We start from the raw sequence: 16,173 nt of genomic DNA, 5'->3' as shown, positions 1-16,173 counted from the left end.
GCGTCCTTACACTCGAATCAACGAATAGATGGCCGCTCGCGGCCGCAAAGCCCGGAGAAACAGATGAGTCACTTTCTGGACCGGTTGAAGTTCATGTCGCGCATCAAGTCCACATTCTCGGATGGACATGGCGCGGTGGTGAATGAAGACCGAAAATGGGAAAACGGCTATCGCAGCCGGTGGCAGCACGACAAGATCGTGCGCTCCACGCATGGCGTCAATTGCACGGGTTCGTGCTCGTGGAAGGTGTATGTCAAGAATGGCCTGATCACTTGGGAAACGCAGCAGACGGACTATCCGCGCACGCGCCCCGACCTGCCTAATCACGAGCCGCGCGGATGCCCGCGTGGCGCGTCGTATAGCTGGTACGTGTACTCTGCGCAGCGCGTGAAGCACCCCATGATTCGCGGGCGGCTCATCGAAATGTGGCGTGAGGCGCGCAAGTCGCTCGACCCTGTCGCGGCGTGGGCCTCGATCTGCGAAGACCCGGTGAAGGCCAAGCGCTATAAGAGCGTGCGTGGCCTGGGCGGTTTCGTGCGCGCGGACTGGGACACGGCGAGCGAGATCATCGCGGCGGCGAATGCCTACACCATCGGGAAGTACGGCCCGGACCGCGTGATCGGCTTTTCGCCCATTCCGGCCATGTCCATGGTTTCCTACGCGGCCGGCGCTCGTTATCTGAGCCTGATCGGTGGCGCGTGCCTGTCGTTCTACGACTGGTATTGCGACCTTCCACCGGCCTCGCCGCAAGTCTGGGGCGAGCAGACCGACGTGCCCGAATCGGCGGACTGGTACAACTCCACCTACCTGATGGTCTGGGGTTCGAACGTGCCGCAGACGCGCACGCCGGACGCGCATTTCTACACTGAAGTGCGCTACAAGGGCACGAAGACCGTCGCGGTGTCGTCGGATTACGGCGAAATGGTGAAGTTCGGCGACATCTGGCTCGCGCCGAAGCAGGGCACCGACGCCGCGCTCGCCATGGCCATGGGCCATGTCGTGCTGAAGGAGTTCCATGCGAGCGGCAAGTCCGCCTATTTCCGCGACTACGTGAAGCGCTATACCGACATGCCGATGCTCGTCGTGCTGCGCGAACACGAAGGCACGCTCGTGCCCGATCACTTCCTGCGCGCGTCGCAACTGAAGAACGATCTCGACGAAGCGAACAATCCGCAGTGGAAGACCCTCGTCATCGACGAGAAAAGCGGCGAGATCGTCGCGCCCAATGGCAGCATCGGATTCCGCTGGGGCGAGGCGAATCATGACGGCGGCGCGAAAGTCGGCCGCTGGAATCTCGAACAGAAGGACGGCGGGTCGGGTCGCGACATCGACCCCCGTCTGTCGCTCGTCGGCAGGCAGGATGAGGTGGTCGAAGTCAGCTTCCCGTACTTCGGTGGTGAGCACGACGCGCTGCTTGCGCGCCGCGTGCCGGTGCGCCGCATCACGCTGGCGGACGGCGCGAGCGCGCTCGTCGCGACCGTGTACGACCTGCAGATGGCGAATTACGGCGTGGATCAGGGTCTCGGCGGCCCGAACGTCGCGTCTTCGTATGACGACGACGTGCCGTACACGCCTGCATGGCAAGAGAAGCACACCACCGTGTCGCGTCATCTGGTGATTCAGGTGGCGCGCGAGTTCGCGGACAACGCGGACCGCACGCAAGGCAAAAGCATGGTGATCGTCGGCGCGGCGCTGAATCACTGGTACCACAACGACATGATCTATCGCGGCATCATCAACTTGTTGATGATGTGCGGCTGCGTGGGCAAGAGCGGCGGTGGCTGGGCGCATTACGTCGGCCAGGAAAAGCTGCGTCCGCAGTTCGGCTGGGCGCCACTGGCGTTCGCGCTCGACTGGTCGCGGCCGCCGCGCCAGATGAACGGCACGTCGTTCTTCTATAACCACACCAGCCAGTGGCGTCACGAAAAAGTCGCGGTCGATGAAATCCTCGGTCCGGGCGCCGACAAGTCGCGCTACGAAAATCTTTCGATGCTCGATCTGAACGCGAAGTCCGAGCGCATGGGCTGGCTGCCGTCGGCGCCGCAGCTCGGCGCGAATCCGCTCGATATCGTCGATGCCGCGAAGCGCGCGGGCCGCGATCCGATCGAGTACACGGTGGAGCAACTGAAGTCGGGTGAGCTGAATTTCGCGTGCGACGACCCGGACAATCCCGCCAACTTCCCGCGCAACATGTTCGTGTGGCGCTCGAACATTCTGGGCAGTTCGGGCAAGGGGCATGAGTACTTCCTGAAGTATTTGCTCGGTACGCAGAACGCACTCTTCGGCGACGAGGCCGACGCGATCAAGCCCGCCGAAGTGAACCTGCGCGAAGCCGCCGAAGGCAAGCTCGATCTGCTGACCGTGCTCGACTTCCGCATGAGCACAACCTGCCTGTATGGCGATATCGTGTTGCCGAGCGCGACCTTCTACGAGAAGAACGACCTCAACACGTCGGACATGCATCCGTTCATCCATCCGTTGTCGGAAGCGGTGCAGCCGTTGTGGGAAAGCAAGAGCGACTGGGAAATCTACAAGGCGATCGCGAAGAAGTTCGCGGAGATCGGCGGCAAGCATCTCGGCACGCGCACCGATCTGGTGACCACGCCGCTCATGCACGACACGCCGGGCGAACTGGGGCAGGCGTTCGAGCCGAAGGACTGGCGTCACGGCGAATGCGATCTGATTCCGGGCAAGACGGCGCCTTCCATGACGCTCGTCGAACGCGACTACAACGCGATCTACGACAAGTTCACCTCCGTCGGGCCTTTGCTGGAGAAACTCGGCAACGGCGGCAAGGGCATCAACTGGAATACGGCGCACGAAGTGCGGGAACTCGCCACGCTGTCGGGCGAAAACAAGGGACGTCCGCGTCTCGAAACGGCAATCGACGCCGCCGAAATGATCCTCACGTTCGCGCCCGAAACGAACGGGCATGTCGCGGTCAAGGCGTGGGACGCATTGTCGAAGATCACGGGACGCAACCACTCGCATCTCGCCATCGGCCGTGAGCACGACAAGATCCGCTTCCGCGACGTGCAGGCGCAGCCGCGCAAGATCATTTCCGCGCCGACATGGTCGGGACTCGAATCGGAGGAAGTCAGCTACAACGCGGGCTACACCAACGTTCACGAGCTGATTCCCTGGCGTACGCTCACGGGTCGGCAGCAGTTCTATCAGGATCATCGCTGGATGCTGGATTTCGGCGAGGGTTCGTGCGTCTACAAGCCGGCGATCGACACGAAGACCATTTCGCCGATGCTCGGCGCGAAGCCGAACGGCGAACACGAGCTGGTGCTGAACTGGATCACGCCGCATCAGAAATGGGGCATCCACTCCACGTACTCGGACAACCTGCGCATGCTCACGTTGTCGCGCGGCGGCCCGCACGTGTGGGTTTCGGAAGCGGAAGCGAAGGAAGCGGGTCTGAAGGACAACGACTGGGTCGAAGTATTCAACGTGAACGGCACGTTGACCGCGCGCGTGGTCGTGAGTCAGCGCGTGCCGCGTGGCATGTGTCTCATGTATCACGCGCAGGAAAAGATCGTCAACGTGCCGGGCGCGGAGACGAGCGGCATGCGCGGCGGCATCCATAACTCGGTCACGCGCACCGTGCTCAAGCCCACGCACATGATCGGCGGATACGCGCAGCAGTCCTACGGTTTCAACTACTACGGCACCGTGGGCAGCAACCGCGACGAGTATGTGATCGTGCGCAAGATGAAGAAGATCGACTGGCTCGAAGGCCCGCTCAAGGAAGGAGCAGCATCATGAAGATCCGCGCCCAGGTGGCGATGGTTTTGAATCTGGACAAGTGCATCGGTTGCCATACCTGCTCGGTCACTTGCAAGAATGTGTGGACTTCGCGTGATGGTGTCGAGTACGCGTGGTTCAACAACGTCGAGACGAAGCCGGGCATCGGCTATCCGAAACAGTGGGAGAACCAGGACAAGTGGAACGGCGGCTGGGTTCGCAAGAGCGATGGCCGTCTCGAGCCGCGTCAGGGCCCGAAGCTGAAGGTGCTCGCGAATCTGTTTGCGAACCCGAACCTCCCGGCCATCGACGACTATTACGAGCCGTTCACGTACGACTACGAGCGCCTGCAGAACGCGCCGCTTTCCGCAACGCCGCCTACCGCGCGGCCCGTGTCGGCGATCACGGGCAAGAAGATGGACAAGATCCATTGGGGGCCGAACTGGGAAGACGACCTCGGCGGTGAGTTCGACTCGCGCGGCCGCGACGCGCTCTTCGAGAACGTGCAGAAGGAAATGTACTCGACCTTCGAGAACACCTTCATGATGTATCTGCCGCGTCTGTGCGAGCACTGTCTGAATCCGGCGTGCGTGGCGTCGTGCCCGTCGGGGTCGGTGTACAAGCGCGAGGACGACGGCATCGTGCTCGTCGATCAGGACAAGTGCCGTGGCTGGCGCATGTGCGTGTCCGGTTGCCCGTACAAGAAGATGTACTTCAACTGGAAGTCGGGCAAGGCGGAGAAGTGCGTGTTCTGCTACCCGCGTATCGAAGCGGGCGAGCCTACCGTGTGCTCGGAAACCTGCGTGGGCCGTATCCGTTACCTCGGCGTGATGCTGTACGACGCCGATCGCATTTCGGAAGCCGCATCGGTCGAAGCGACGACGGATCTGTATCAGGCGCAGCTCGACGTGTTCCTCGACCCGAACGATCCGGCCATTCAGGCCGAAGCGTTGCGGCAGGGCATCGCGCAGAGCTGGCTCGACGCGGCGAAGCGCTCGCCCGTTTATCGCATGGCGTGCGAGTGGAAGGTCGCGTTCCCGTTGCACCCCGAGTACCGCACGCTGCCGATGGTCTGGTACGTGCCGCCGCTCTCGCCGATCCAGTCGGCGGCGGATGCCGGTCACATGGGCATGAACGGCGTGATTCCCGATGTAAAGAGCCTGCGCATTCCCATGCGCTATCTGGCGAACCTGCTCACCGCAGGCGACGAAGCGCCGGTCGAAGCCGCGCTCAATCGCATGCTCGCGATGCGCGCGTTCAAGCGTGCGGAGAACGTGAATGGCGTGAGCGATGACGCGGTGCTGAAGGAAGTCGGCCTCACCGCGAAGCAGGTCGAGGAAATGTATCAGCTCATGGCGATCGCCAATTACGAGGACCGCTTCGTCGTGCCTTCGTCGCACAAGGAGATGGCGCAGGACAGCTTTGACGAGAAGGGCAGTTGCGGCTTTTCGTTCGGCAATTGCGGCTCGCCGGGAGCGTCGGATGGTTCGCTCTTCGGATCGAAAACGCACGGCGAAGTGAGTTACGCGGCGTTGCCGAAGTCGCGCAAGAAGCCTTTGGCAGAAGGTTGACGGAGGATCACAGCATGTCGCTCTATTCCATTCTCTCCGCGTTGCTCGACTATCCCGAACCGGCGTTGCTCGACGCATTGTCGGAAATCGAAGACACGCTGCACGACTGGCCGCAGGCCGACGCGCGTCTCGCGCCGCTCATCGCGTCGCTGAAGCGTCCGCTGATCGAGTCGCAGCAAGCGTATGTGGCCACGTTCGATCGCAATCCGTCGCATTCGCTGCATCTGTTCGAACACGTGCACGGCGAAAGCCGCGATCGCGGTCAGGCGATGGTCGATCTGCTCGAAGAATATCGCGGCCTCGGCCTCGATGTCGCGGCGAACGAGCTGCCGGACTACGTGCCGCTCTTCCTGGAAGTGCTCGGTGCGATCGATCCGGAACGCGCACAGTCGCTGCTCGATGAAGCGATTCACGTACTCGATGCGATCGGCCAGCGTCTCACACGCGATCAAAATCCGTATGCTGCGGTGTTCGCGGTCCTGCGTGACCTGAGCGCGGTCGAGCCGCGCCCGCTCACGCAGCCGCCCGTGCGCGACATGGACGAGATGCTCGAAACGTTCGGTCCCGGTCCGGACGGCGTCGAGCCGCTGCTCGCACCACACATGCGGCAGGACACGCAGACCATCCGTTTTCATCCGCGCGCTTCGGCAGCCGGCGCGGTCGCACCCATTGCAAAGGAAGCACGATGAACATGTTCAATGCCTTCATGTTCGGCATCTATCCGTATATCGCCGCGAGCATCTTCCTGTTCGGCAGCCTCGTGCGTTTCGAACGCGAACAGTACACGTGGAAGGCGGATAGCACGCAGTTCGTGCATCGCGGCAATCTCAGGCTCGGCAATATCCTCTTTCACATCGGTATTCTAGGCCTGTTCTTCGGTCACCTCGTCGGCTTGCTGACGCCGGTGGCCGTCTGGGATGCGCTCGGCATCGAGCACAGCGTCAAACAGACGGTCGCGATGGTCGCGGGTGGCGCAATGGGCACGATGTGTCTGGCGGGTCTGTTGATCCTGCTTCATCGTCGAATGACCAGCGCACGTTTGTCGGCCGTCACGAAAGTGGGCGACCGCGTGCTGCTGCTCTGGATTCTCGTCACGCTGCTTCTGGGTCTTTCGACAATCGGCGTATCGGCTGGCCACATGGACGGCTCGATGATGGTGCGACTCATGACCTGGGCTCAACACGTTGTGACGTTCAGGGCCGACGCGGCGAGTTATGTCGCAGATGCGCCGCTGCTCTTCCGTGTACATTTGTTCATGGGAATGAGTCTGTTCGTGATTTTCCCGTTCACGCGTCTCGTGCATGTCTGGAGCGGTTTCGCTTCGCTCGGCTATCTCACGCGGGCATGGCAACTGGTCCGCAGCCGCTGAGAAAAAATCAAAGTCATGTCCTTTCCGTCGTATCGCGCGCGCCTCACCACCCGCATCGTCACTTTGTCGATGGTGTCGCTGGTGCTCGTGCTCGCGATGATCGGCGGCACGCTCTGGCTCTCGTGGCAACTGCAAGGCGCGGGCGCGGCCATCAACGATGCCGGCAGCCTGCGCATGCGTGCGAATGCGGTGGCGCTCGCGCTGATCGGGCGCGGACAGTTTCCGCCGTCGCGGTTGCAGGCGGAAATGGATCAGATGAATGGGACGATCACCCGGTTGCACCAGGGCGACCCCGCGCGACCGCTCTTCTTGCCCAATGACGCCGACGTCCGCAGCCAGTTCGATCAGGTCGCGCGCGCGTGGCACGCGCAGCTCGAGCCGGCCGCGCGCGCGGGCATGACCGGCGACCCGGATGCGGCCTCGCGCTATCTGCGCGAATTGCCCGATTTCATCGGCGGAGCGGACCAGCTCGTCGTGCGGATCGAACAGGAAAACGCGCGCAAGACCGCGTGGCTGCGCATCTCGCAGATGGCGCTCGCGGCAATGGCATGCATCGGCACGCTGGCGATCGTATATCTCCTGCATCTCTGGATCGTGGTGCCGGTGCAGCGCTTGCAGGAAGGGCTCGCGCGCATCAAGAGGCGAGATTTTCATGCGCGCCTGCCCGTCGTGACGAATGACGAATTCGGACGTCTTGCTGCCGGTTTCAATCGCATGGCCGTCGAATTGCAGACGCTCTACGAGGATCTCGAAGGCCGCGTTGAAACCAAAATGGCCGAGCTCGCCGCCCAGAATCGCGAGCTCACGACACTGTATGAAATGGCCGCGTTCCTGAATCAGCCGAACGACGTCGACGTGCTGTGCCGCGGCTTTCTCGTGCGCCTCACGCGTCAGTTCGACGCGGACGGTGCGGCGGTTCGCCTCGTCACCGAAGACGGTCAGGTGCGTTTGATCGGGTCGGAAGGCTTGCCGGCCGCGCTGCTTCAGGACGAACGCTGCTTCGTCGCCGACGGCTGCGCATGCGATGCACGGCCCTGCCAGCACGCGGGCTTCGCGAGCGTGGCGACGTTCGATATCGTCTCGCAGGGAGAAAGGCTGGGCGCTTTCTCGCTGCACTTCAGCGGCGAGCGAACCATGCCGCCGTCCGAGGCGCAGTTGCTCGGCACGCTGGGCGCACACTTCGGCACAGCGTTGAAGAGCAGGCGGCTGGCGGCGCTCGCGAGGCAACTGGCGGTGTCGGAAGAGCGCAATCTGGTCGCGCAGGGCTTGCACGACAGTATTGCGCAGAGTCTGAATTTTCTGAAAATGCAGGTGCATCTGCTTGACGCGGCGACGCGCGAAGCGCGCATGGACGAGATTCGCGAGATCGTTCCGCTGCTGGCGGGTGGCGTTGCGGAAAGCTACGACGATGTGCGCGAACTGCTGGTGAATTTCCGCACGAAGCTGGGCACCGGCGAGTTGCGGCGCGCGGTGGATGAGGCGATCGGACGTTTCGGCGCGCAAACCGGCATCGCGCCCGAACTCGACTATCGCGATGAAGGCGGCCTCTCCTTACCGCCGGATCAGCAACTGCAGGTGCTGTTCATTCTTCAGGAAGCACTTTCGAATATTCGCAAACACGCGGAGGCGCAACGCGTATTCGTGACGATCGTCAATGAACGCGACTTCACCCTCCTTGTCGAGGATGATGGGCAGGGCTACGATCAAAGGGAGATGGCCGAGCTTGGCGAAACGCACGTCGGCTTTCATATCATGCGCGAGCGCGCGCAAAGACTCGGCGCCACGCTTTGTCTGACCGGAGCGCCGGGACGCGGCGCCCGTGTCGAACTCGTCTTGCCGGCACGGGTGCGTCAGGCGGCGTGAACCTTCCCTGAAGCGCTCGTTTCCAAGCCGCTCCGAGTTCAGTCATGACCATCCGCATTCTGTTGATCGACGACCACGCGCTGTTTCGCTCCGGCGTTCACGCGCTCCTGCAACGGCAGTCCGATTTCGAAGTCGTCGGCGAAGCAGCCGATGGAATCGAAGGCCTGAAGCGCGCGAAGCAATATCGGCCGGACGTGATTCTGCTAGACCTCAACATGCCGGGCTTGTCCGGACTCGAAACGCTGAAGCTGCTCGCTGAGGACGTGCCGCAAACGGCGGTCGTCGTGCTGACCGTGTCCGAGGATCTCGACGAACTCACGGTCGCGCTGCGTGAGGGCGCGGCGGGCTATCTGCTGAAGACGATCGAAGCCGACACGCTCGCAAGCGCAATCCGCAAGGCGGCGACCGGCCAGCCCGTCATCGCGGACGACATGACTGCGAAACTGTTCGAGAGCATGCGCACGCCGAAGGCCGTTGCCGCGCCAGCTCCGGCGGATTCGGCCGACCCGCTCACCACGCGCGAGCGCGACATCATGCGCGAACTGGCGCGGGGCGCGAGCAACAAGGAAATCGCGCGTACGTTGTTGCTCGCGGAGAGCACCGTGAAGATTCATGTGCGCAACATCCTGCGCAAGCTCAATCTCACGAGCCGGGTGCAAGTCGCGATTTACGCGGTCGGTCACGAGGCGAAGCGCAATGGCGCGCCCGCAATCGCGTGAACGCACCGGCAACAGATCATCCAGTTGCGCTCAAGCGCATCACATCAAGCAGCACATCATGAATTCATATCAGTCTCTTCCTGGATCGCACATGACCTCTCAGGCTCATTCGTTCGCGCCGCTCACGATTCGCGGCCGCAGCGTGCTGCCGATCGTGCAAGGCGGCATGGGCGTCGGCATTTCGGCGCATCGGCTGGCGGGTAGCGTCGCGCGCGAAGGGGCGGTCGGCACCATCGCCAGCATCGACTTGCGACATCATCATGAGGACCTGCTCGCGATGTGCCGCGAGGACCACTCGCGCGAGACGCTCGAACGCGCGAACCTGATTGCGCTCGCGCGCGAAATCAAGTCGGCGCGCGAACTGTCGCAAGGGCGCGGCATGATCGCCGTCAACGTGATGAAGGCCGTGAGCGCGCACGCAGACTACGTGCGCGTCGCGTGCGAGGAAGGCGCGGACGCCATCGTGATGGGCGCGGGCTTGCCGCTCGATCTGCCCGATCTGACGCAGGGCCGCGACATCGCGCTGATCCCGATTCTCTCCGACAGCCGCGGCGTCACGCTCGTGCTCAAGAAGTGGATGAAGAAGGGGCGCTTGCCGGACGCCATCGTGATCGAGCATCCCGCGCATGCGGGCGGTCATCTCGGCGTGGCGAACGTCGCGGATATGCACGACCAGCGCTTCGGTTTCGAGCGCGTGTTACAGGAACTCGATGAATCGTTCGCCGCGCTCGGCCTGAAACGTGAGGACGTGCCGGTGATCGTCGCGGGCGGCATCAACAGTCACGAAGCGGTGCGCAAGTGGCTGTCGGCCGGCGCGAACGGCGTGCAGATCGGCACACCCTTCGCCGTCACCGAGGAAGGCGACGCGCATCCCGAGTTCAAGCGCGTGCTGGTCGAAGCGGAACCGGAAGATATCGTCGAGTTCGTCAGCGTGACCGGTTTGCCCGCGCGCGCCGTCAAGACGCCGTGGCTCATGCGCTATCTACGCAATGAGGAACGCATCCGCACGAAGATCGGCGCGCGCAAGCAGACTTGCCCGTCGGCGCTCGAATGCCTGAGCGCGTGCGGCTTGCGTGATGGCATCGAGAAGTTTGGCCACTTCTGCATCGACACGCGCCTCGCTGCGGCGTTGCGTGGCGATGTCGGCAACGGTCTGTTTTTCCGTGGACGCGAGAAGCTGCCGTTCGGCGCGGCGATCCGCAGCGTGCGCGATCTGATCGAATTGCTGCTGACGGGCGCGACGAAGAGCGCGTCCGCCGCGTGCTGAAACACGCGCGGAACGAAACGCGGTGTTTCGCCGCGCGCTGCGCCAGATCGTCGCGTTCCTATTCGCGAAACGCCGCCGCTGTCCTAATCTTGATGTCGATGGCTCGCACGCCGTAATCGAAGGAGATCAGGATCATGTCGAAACGCTTTCCGCTGAACCCGAAGCATCCGGAACGCAACTGCTGGGGCTGCGATCACTATTGCGCAACGGATTCAATGCGTTGCGGCAATGGATCGAGCCGCACGCAGCATCCGGCGGAATTGCTCGGCGAGGACTGGTACGAGCAGGGCGACTGGGGCATTGAAGTCGATGGCAACGCGAAGTCGATCCAGCCCGGTGCTCCACGGGCGAAGTGAACCGTGCATCCGAAACTGTCAGCGAACCACCTCGGCGATCGTCACGCCGACCACGCCCGCGCCGCGTGCAGGCACGAGTCCGCTGGATCCGGTCAGATCGCCGGCGGCCGGCCTCGCCTGACCTGACATCGACACGCGCGCATCGATGCTGATGCGCGAAAAATCGGAGAGACGGCGGCCTGGCGTCATCGACATGGAATCGTCGAGGCGCACGGTCGCGGGGAGTTGATCAGCGCGCAGGCGCTGCACGGCGAGCGGCATGCGTGAGCCATCGTCGGGGAGTGCGTAGACGAACACCGTATCGGCCGCGCGAACGCGCTTGGCCAGCTCCGGACTCAAATCCACGCGCACTTCCACCGCAGCCGACTGCGCAAGACTTCCCTTCGCGGCAAGCACGCGCGTTTCATCGATATTCTTCCGTGCCTGCTGCGCGATCTCCGGCTCGAGATCGGGCACGCGGCTCAAGCGCTCCCAGAACTGAATCGCACGCGGGTAATCGCGCCGGTCGAATGCCGCCGATGCCGCGAGCGCCAGCGCCTTCGGCTGCTCAGCGTCGAGCGCGAGCGCGGAGTCGATGATCTTCGAGATCGAATCGTCGAGATCGCCGCCGTTCGCGCTCGCCGATGCATCGGCGTAATCCGCGAGCAGCTCCGCGTTGCGCGGGGTCAGCGCGACGGCGCGCCGGTAAGCCTCGGCCGCGTCGAGCGGGCGGTCGAGCGCCATGTACGAGCGCGCGAGCATGGCCCAGCCTTGCGCGTCGTTCGGGTTCTCGCGCAGGCGCGCGGCCAGACGGCTGATGGCGGCGTCCATCGAGGCGGGCGCATCGGCGTGTTCGGCGGTCGGAGCAAATGACGCCGTCTGGATCGCGAGCGCGGCGGGGTCGCCAATTCGCATGTAGAGCGTGAGCGCCGCACCCGGCACGAGCGCGATCAGCAAACCCGCCAGCGCGGCATGCGGCGCGACGAAGTTCCGTGGGCGTTCAGGCGAAGCCGCGCGCAAAAGCGGCGGCACGACGCAGGCGATCGCGGCGAGCATCATCGCGGCGGCGAGCAGCCAGAACGTGATCATGGGCTCATCCTCCTCGTCGATCGCGCGCGCCGGATATGCCGCGCCATCGCCAACGCGCCCGCCAGCAGCACCGCCAACGGCCCGAACCAGAGCGCCCACGTCACCGGTTTCACCGGCGGTCGATACAGCACGAAATCGCCGTATCGACGCACCATGTACGCCTGAATCTGCTCATCGCTCGCACCTTGCTCGACCTGCTCGCGAATCCGCGCGCGCAGGTCGGCGGCGAGACTCGCGTTGGAATCGGCGAGACTCTGGTTCTGGCAGACGACGCAGCGGAAATGCTCGGCGAGCTGCCGCGCGCGGGCGTCGTTCGGCGAGTCCTGCGCGTGAGCGTGCGCAAGCAGCACGAGAAAGATCAGCGCACAGCGCCTAATCACGCGCGTTCTCCTTTTGCAGCTTGCCGACGAGCGGCAGAATCACGCCATCCAGCGACGCGCGCGTAAGCGGCCCCGCCTGCCGATACCGCACCACGCCCGACCGGTCGATGACGAACGTTTCCGGCACGCCATACACGCCATAGTCGATGCCGGTGCGCCCGTCGCGATCGACCAGTGAGGTCACGTACGGATTGCCCGCCGTCGCAAGCCATTGCAGCGCGGGCTCGCGGTCGTCCTTGTAGTTCATGCCATAGACGGGCGCCGCGCCGCTCGCCGCGAAGTCCATCAGCACCGCGTGTTCGTCGCGGCACGCTTCGCACCACGACGCCCACACGTTCAGAATCCACACTTGCCCGCGCAGCGCGCCGGAGGACATCGTCTGGTTCGACGCGTCGAGACGCGGCAGATCGAACGCGGGCGCGGGCTTGCCGACGAGCGCCGAAGGCAGCCGGCGCGGATCGTGCCGCAACCCGGCCGCGAGCACGCCGACCAGCAGCGCCAACACGACGAGCGGGATCAGGAAGCGCTTCATCGTCCGGTCTCGCCCAATGCGCGCGGCGTTTCGTCGATGGCGGTCACGGCGGCGCGCGGCTGCGTTGCGCGGAGCTTCGCGTGACGCCGGTCGGCGGCGGCGAGCAGACCGCCCAGCGCCATCAGAATGCAGCCGCCCCAGATCCAGCGCACGAACGGCTTGATCTGGATGCGCACGGTCCACGCGTCGCCGCCCGCCGGCTGATCCAGCGCGACGTAGAGATCGCGCAGCACGCCGTGATCGATGGCCGCCTCGGTCGTCGGCGTGTTCGATACGAGGAAGGTGCGCTTTTCCGGATGCAGCGTCGCGATGCTGCGCCCTTCGCGGGTCACGTCGATGGTGGCGCGCGTCGCCCGATAATTCGGGCCGTCGATGGCGCGCACGCCGTCGAGCCGGAAGCGATAGCCGCCCGCGTCTACGCTCGCGCCTGGAACGAGCCGCGCATCGCGCTCGACGGGAAAGCCCTTCACCATCGTCACGCCGACGATGAACACGCCCACGCCCGCATGCGCGAGCCACATGCCGACGGTCGCGAGCCGCACGCGCTGCCGTCCCTTGACGACGCGCTCGATCACGCTCGTCGCGATGGTCGCGAAGGTCCACGCGGCGAGCGCCAGCCCGAGGCTCACGAGCGGCCGGGAGACGCCCGGCGCGAACGCCGTCGCGACGCTCACGAGCGCGGCCCAGCGCAGCCGCACGGCCAGTTCAGGCAGGCGCGCCGCTCTCCAGCGTGCGAGCGGACCGATGCCCATGAGAAATACGGCGGGCGTCATCAGCGGGACGAACACGCTGTCGAAATACGGCGCGCCGACGGAGATCTTGTCCAGGGCGAGTGCATCGAGAATCATCGGATAGAGCGTGCCGAGCATCACCGAAGCGGCCGCGACCAGCATCAGCAGATTGTTCGACAGCAACAGCGACTCGCGCGACACCGTCTCGAAACCCACCGCCGACGAAGCCGCGCGCGGCGCGCGCCACGCGAACAGCGCGAGTCCGCCGCCGGAGAACAACGCGAGCAGCGCGAGGATGAACACGCCGCGCGCCGGGTCCGACGCGAAGCCGTGCACCGATGTCACGACGCCCGAGCGCACGAGGAACGTGCCGAGCAGGGAGAGCGAAAACGCGCAGATCGCGAGCAGCGCGCTCCACGCGCGGAACGCGCCGCGTTTGGCCGTCGCGGCGAGCGAGTGGATCAGCGCGGTGCCGACGAGCCAAGGCATGAACGACGCGTTCTCCACCGGGTCCCAGAACCACCAGCCGCCCCAGCCGAGTTCGTAGTACGCCCAGGCGCTGCCGAGCATGATGCCGAGCGTGAGGAACATCCACGCGGCGAGCGTCCACGCACGCGATGCGCGCGCCCAGGCGGCATCGAGCCTGCCATCGAGGAGCGCGGCGATGGCGAATGCGAACGCCACCGAAAAGCCCACATAACCCATGTACAGCAGCGGCGGATGGATCACCATGCCGGGGTCCTGCAGCAGGGGATTGAGATCGCGGCCGTTCAGTGCGGCTGGCATGAGACGCGTGAACGGATTCGACGTCAGCAGCATGAACAGCAGAAAGCCCGCGTCGATCCAGCTCATCACGCCCAGCACGCGCGCGGCGAAAGGGCGCGGCAGGCGCCGGCCGAACGCGGCGACGGCGATCATCCACAGCGTGAGCAGCAGCGCCCAGAGCAGCAGCGAGCCTTCGTGGCCGCCCCACACGGCGGTGAAGCGATAGATCGCCGGCAGCGCGGAATTGGAATTTTCGACGACGTAGATCACCGAGAAGTCGTTGCCGAGGAATGACGCCGCGAGACAGCCGAACGCGATCGCGACGAAACCGAATTGCCCGTACGCGGCAGGCGCGGCGACGCGCATCCATTGGTCAATAGTGAAACGCGCGCCGAGCATCGGCACGACGCCCGCGACGAGCGCGAGCAGCATCGCGAGAATCAGCGCGAAGTGGCCGATCTCGGGAATCATCGGCGCGCTCCGGTGTTCGCATCCGCCGACGCGCGCACTTCGCGCAACGCGCGTTCGAGTTGCGGCGGCGTGTATTTCTCGTCGTGTTTGGCGAGCACTTCGTCGGCGTGAAAGCGTCCGTCCGCGCCGAGCGTGCCCTGCGCGACGACGCCGCTGCCTTCGCGGAACAGGTCCGGCAGCGCGCCCGAATACACGACCGAAACCGACGCGCGGTCGTCGGTGACGACGAAACGCACGGTGCGGCCATCGACATCGCGCACGAGCGAGCCGCGCTCGACCAGTCCGCCGAGCCTGAACCGGTGGGCGCGTGTTTGTTCCTGCGACGCAATCTGGCTCGGGCTGACGAAGAACATCACGTTGGCGCGAAACGCGTTGAGCACGAACGCGCACGCCAGAGCCGCACTCGCGACGCCGAGCGCGATGAAGGCGAAGCGCCGATGCCGCGCTTTCATCGGCCGGCCTCCGGCTCGCGCAGCGCGCGGTGCACGAGCCATGCTTCCACGCCCATCAGCAGAAAGGTGACGAGAAGCGCCGCCGAGAGAACCGGATTGGCGGCGAGCATCGAGCAGATCGAGGAAAGCGTGTTCATGCCGCGCGCTCCTCGATGCGAGACGGACGTTCGCCCGATGCCACGCGCGCACTCGCCCGCATGATGACGCGCACGCGCGCCAGCGTGATGGCGATCGCGTACGCCCAGAAGCCCGCCGTCATGACGACGATGCCGCACGCCATCGATTGCGTCATCGACACGCCGCTGCCGAAACCGAGCGATGGTCCCTGGTGCAGCGTGTACCACCACTGCACCGAGAAATAGATGATCGGAATGTTGACCACGCCGATCAGCGCGAGCACCGAGCATGCGCGGTCGGCGCGGCGCGTGCCGTCGAGCGCGGCGTGCAGCGCGAGAAAGCCGACATAGAGAAAGAACAGCAGCAGCTCTGACGTGAGCCGCGCGTCCCAGACCCACCATGCGCCCCATGTCGGCTTGCCCCACAGCGCGCCGGAGATGAGGGCGATCGCGGTGAACAGTGCGCCGGTCGGGGCGAGGGCGCGCGCCATCATCGCTGAGAGGCGCGCGTTCATCGCGAGATGCAGCGCGGCGTAAGCGGCCATGACGAGATAGATGAACATGGACATCCACGCGGCCGGAACGTGCACGAACATGATGCGGTAGACGTCGCGTTGCAGCGCATCGGCGGGAGCGATGGCGAGGCCGATCACGAGGCCGCCCGCGATCAGCACGACCGACGCCGCCGCGAACCACGGCGTCGCGCGCGCGGCGAAGCGCTCGAAGCGACGGGGGGACGCAAAGCGAAACCAGTTCATCGGCG

General features: G+C 64.7%; 15 protein-coding genes. 8 read left to right on the top strand and 7 right to left on the bottom strand.

The annotated features are described in order from the left end of the window. Positions 1–63: 63 nt before the first annotated feature. From AWB79_RS26575 to AWB79_RS26540, 8 genes are all read left to right on the top strand, one after another. A complete protein-coding gene (locus tag AWB79_RS26575) occupies positions 64–3,771 on the top strand; it encodes a nitrate reductase subunit alpha (RefSeq protein WP_061170431.1) in 3,708 nt (1,235 codons plus the stop codon). Further along, entirely contained in the window at positions 3,768–5,321 is a 1,554-nt protein-coding gene (narH, locus tag AWB79_RS26570; protein WP_061170430.1) for a nitrate reductase subunit beta, read from the top strand. Before AWB79_RS26575 ends, narH begins: the two co-directional genes overlap by 4 nt. A 14-nt stretch (positions 5,322–5,335) precedes the next feature. Beyond that, positions 5,336–6,010, top strand: a complete 675-nt coding sequence (gene narJ / locus AWB79_RS26565; protein ID WP_061170429.1) for a nitrate reductase molybdenum cofactor assembly chaperone — start codon at positions 5,336–5,338, stop codon at positions 6,008–6,010. Continuing rightward, positions 6,007–6,690, top strand: a complete 684-nt coding sequence (gene narI / locus AWB79_RS26560; RefSeq protein ID WP_061170428.1) for a respiratory nitrate reductase subunit gamma — start codon at positions 6,007–6,009, stop codon at positions 6,688–6,690. The genes narJ and narI overlap by 4 nt, the downstream gene beginning before the upstream one ends. Positions 6,691–6,705: 15 nt before the next feature. Then, a complete protein-coding gene (locus AWB79_RS26555) occupies positions 6,706–8,553 on the top strand; it encodes a type IV pili methyl-accepting chemotaxis transducer N-terminal domain-containing protein (protein ID WP_061170427.1) in 1,848 nt (615 codons plus the stop codon). Between the two features lie 44 nt (positions 8,554–8,597). Next, positions 8,598–9,272, top strand: a complete 675-nt coding sequence (locus AWB79_RS26550) for a response regulator (protein ID WP_061170426.1) — start codon at positions 8,598–8,600, stop codon at positions 9,270–9,272. Positions 9,273–9,363: 91 nt separating this feature from the next. After that, positions 9,364–10,539, top strand: coding sequence for an NAD(P)H-dependent flavin oxidoreductase (locus tag AWB79_RS26545; RefSeq protein ID WP_061170425.1), 1,176 nt, complete (start codon positions 9,364–9,366; stop codon positions 10,537–10,539). 134 nt (positions 10,540–10,673) lie between these two features. Beyond that, positions 10,674–10,895, top strand: a complete 222-nt coding sequence (locus tag AWB79_RS26540; protein ID WP_061170424.1) for a DUF3079 domain-containing protein — start codon at positions 10,674–10,676, stop codon at positions 10,893–10,895. Between the two features lie 18 nt (positions 10,896–10,913). Here the strand turns inward: AWB79_RS26540 and AWB79_RS26535 are convergent, their stop codons facing one another. Genes AWB79_RS26535 through ccmC form a run of 7 tightly spaced genes read right to left on the bottom strand, consistent with a single transcriptional unit; the run spans position 10,914 to position 16,168 of the window. Continuing rightward, the gene (locus AWB79_RS26535; protein WP_061170423.1) at positions 10,914–11,963 is read right to left on the bottom strand and encodes a tetratricopeptide repeat protein; all 1,050 of its coding nucleotides are present in this window, start codon (positions 11,961–11,963) and stop codon (positions 10,914–10,916) included. Then, positions 11,960–12,343, bottom strand: coding sequence for a cytochrome c-type biogenesis protein (locus tag AWB79_RS26530; protein WP_061170422.1), 384 nt, complete (start codon positions 12,341–12,343; stop codon positions 11,960–11,962). The genes AWB79_RS26535 and AWB79_RS26530 overlap by 4 nt, the downstream gene beginning before the upstream one ends. Next, positions 12,336–12,875 carry a DsbE family thiol:disulfide interchange protein gene (locus tag AWB79_RS26525; protein ID WP_061170421.1) on the bottom strand — a complete coding sequence of 180 codons (540 nt, stop codon included), beginning with the start codon at positions 12,873–12,875 and terminating at the stop codon, positions 12,336–12,338. The genes AWB79_RS26530 and AWB79_RS26525 overlap by 8 nt, the downstream gene beginning before the upstream one ends. Next, entirely contained in the window at positions 12,872–14,842 is a 1,971-nt protein-coding gene (locus AWB79_RS26520) for a heme lyase CcmF/NrfE family subunit (RefSeq protein ID WP_061170420.1), read from the bottom strand. The genes AWB79_RS26525 and AWB79_RS26520 overlap by 4 nt, the downstream gene beginning before the upstream one ends. Further along, complete coding sequence (ccmE, locus tag AWB79_RS26515) at positions 14,839–15,294, bottom strand: cytochrome c maturation protein CcmE (protein WP_061170419.1); 456 nt, start codon at positions 15,292–15,294, stop codon at positions 14,839–14,841. The genes AWB79_RS26520 and ccmE overlap by 4 nt, the downstream gene beginning before the upstream one ends. Beyond that, positions 15,291–15,431: a hypothetical protein gene (locus AWB79_RS40165; RefSeq protein ID WP_198399103.1), complete on the bottom strand. Its 141-nt coding sequence runs from the start codon at positions 15,429–15,431 to the stop codon at positions 15,291–15,293. The genes ccmE and AWB79_RS40165 overlap by 4 nt, the downstream gene beginning before the upstream one ends. Then, positions 15,428–16,168, bottom strand: coding sequence for a heme ABC transporter permease CcmC (gene ccmC / locus AWB79_RS26510; protein ID WP_061170418.1), 741 nt, complete (start codon positions 16,166–16,168; stop codon positions 15,428–15,430). The genes AWB79_RS40165 and ccmC overlap by 4 nt, the downstream gene beginning before the upstream one ends. Between the last annotated feature and the right edge of the window lie 5 nt (positions 16,169–16,173).

Source organism: Caballeronia hypogeia (genome assembly GCF_001544875.2).
In the GTDB taxonomy this organism is placed as follows: domain Bacteria; phylum Pseudomonadota; class Gammaproteobacteria; order Burkholderiales; family Burkholderiaceae; genus Caballeronia; species Caballeronia hypogeia.
Note: the sequence above shows the minus strand (reverse complement) of the source record. Positions and strands in the feature narration are given on the sequence as shown.

Bases quoted from the DNA above. Each gene is read 5' to 3' on its own strand.
- AWB79_RS26540 (WP_061170424.1), top strand. From the start codon at position 10,674: ATGTCGAAACGCTTTCCGCTGAACCCGAAGCATCCGGAACGCAACTGC.
- AWB79_RS26545 (WP_061170425.1), top strand. From the start codon at position 9,364: ATGACCTCTCAGGCTCATTCGTTCGCGCCGCTCACGATTCGCGGCCGC.
- AWB79_RS40165 (WP_198399103.1), bottom strand. From the start codon at position 15,431: ATGAACACGCTTTCCTCGATCTGCTCGATGCTCGCCGCCAATCCGGTT.
- narI (WP_061170428.1), top strand. From the start codon at position 6,007: ATGAACATGTTCAATGCCTTCATGTTCGGCATCTATCCGTATATCGCC.
- AWB79_RS26555 (WP_061170427.1), top strand. From the start codon at position 6,706: ATGTCCTTTCCGTCGTATCGCGCGCGCCTCACCACCCGCATCGTCACT.
- AWB79_RS26575 (WP_061170431.1), top strand. From the start codon at position 64: ATGAGTCACTTTCTGGACCGGTTGAAGTTCATGTCGCGCATCAAGTCC.
- AWB79_RS26520 (WP_061170420.1), bottom strand. From the start codon at position 14,842: ATGATTCCCGAGATCGGCCACTTCGCGCTGATTCTCGCGATGCTGCTC.
- AWB79_RS26525 (WP_061170421.1), bottom strand. From the start codon at position 12,875: ATGAAGCGCTTCCTGATCCCGCTCGTCGTGTTGGCGCTGCTGGTCGGC.
- narH (WP_061170430.1), top strand. From the start codon at position 3,768: ATGAAGATCCGCGCCCAGGTGGCGATGGTTTTGAATCTGGACAAGTGC.
- narJ (WP_061170429.1), top strand. From the start codon at position 5,336: ATGTCGCTCTATTCCATTCTCTCCGCGTTGCTCGACTATCCCGAACCG.
- AWB79_RS26535 (WP_061170423.1), bottom strand. From the start codon at position 11,963: ATGATCACGTTCTGGCTGCTCGCCGCCGCGATGATGCTCGCCGCGATC.
- ccmC (WP_061170418.1), bottom strand. From the start codon at position 16,168: ATGAACTGGTTTCGCTTTGCGTCCCCCCGTCGCTTCGAGCGCTTCGCC.
- ccmE (WP_061170419.1), bottom strand. From the start codon at position 15,294: ATGAAAGCGCGGCATCGGCGCTTCGCCTTCATCGCGCTCGGCGTCGCG.
- AWB79_RS26550 (WP_061170426.1), top strand. From the start codon at position 8,598: ATGACCATCCGCATTCTGTTGATCGACGACCACGCGCTGTTTCGCTCC.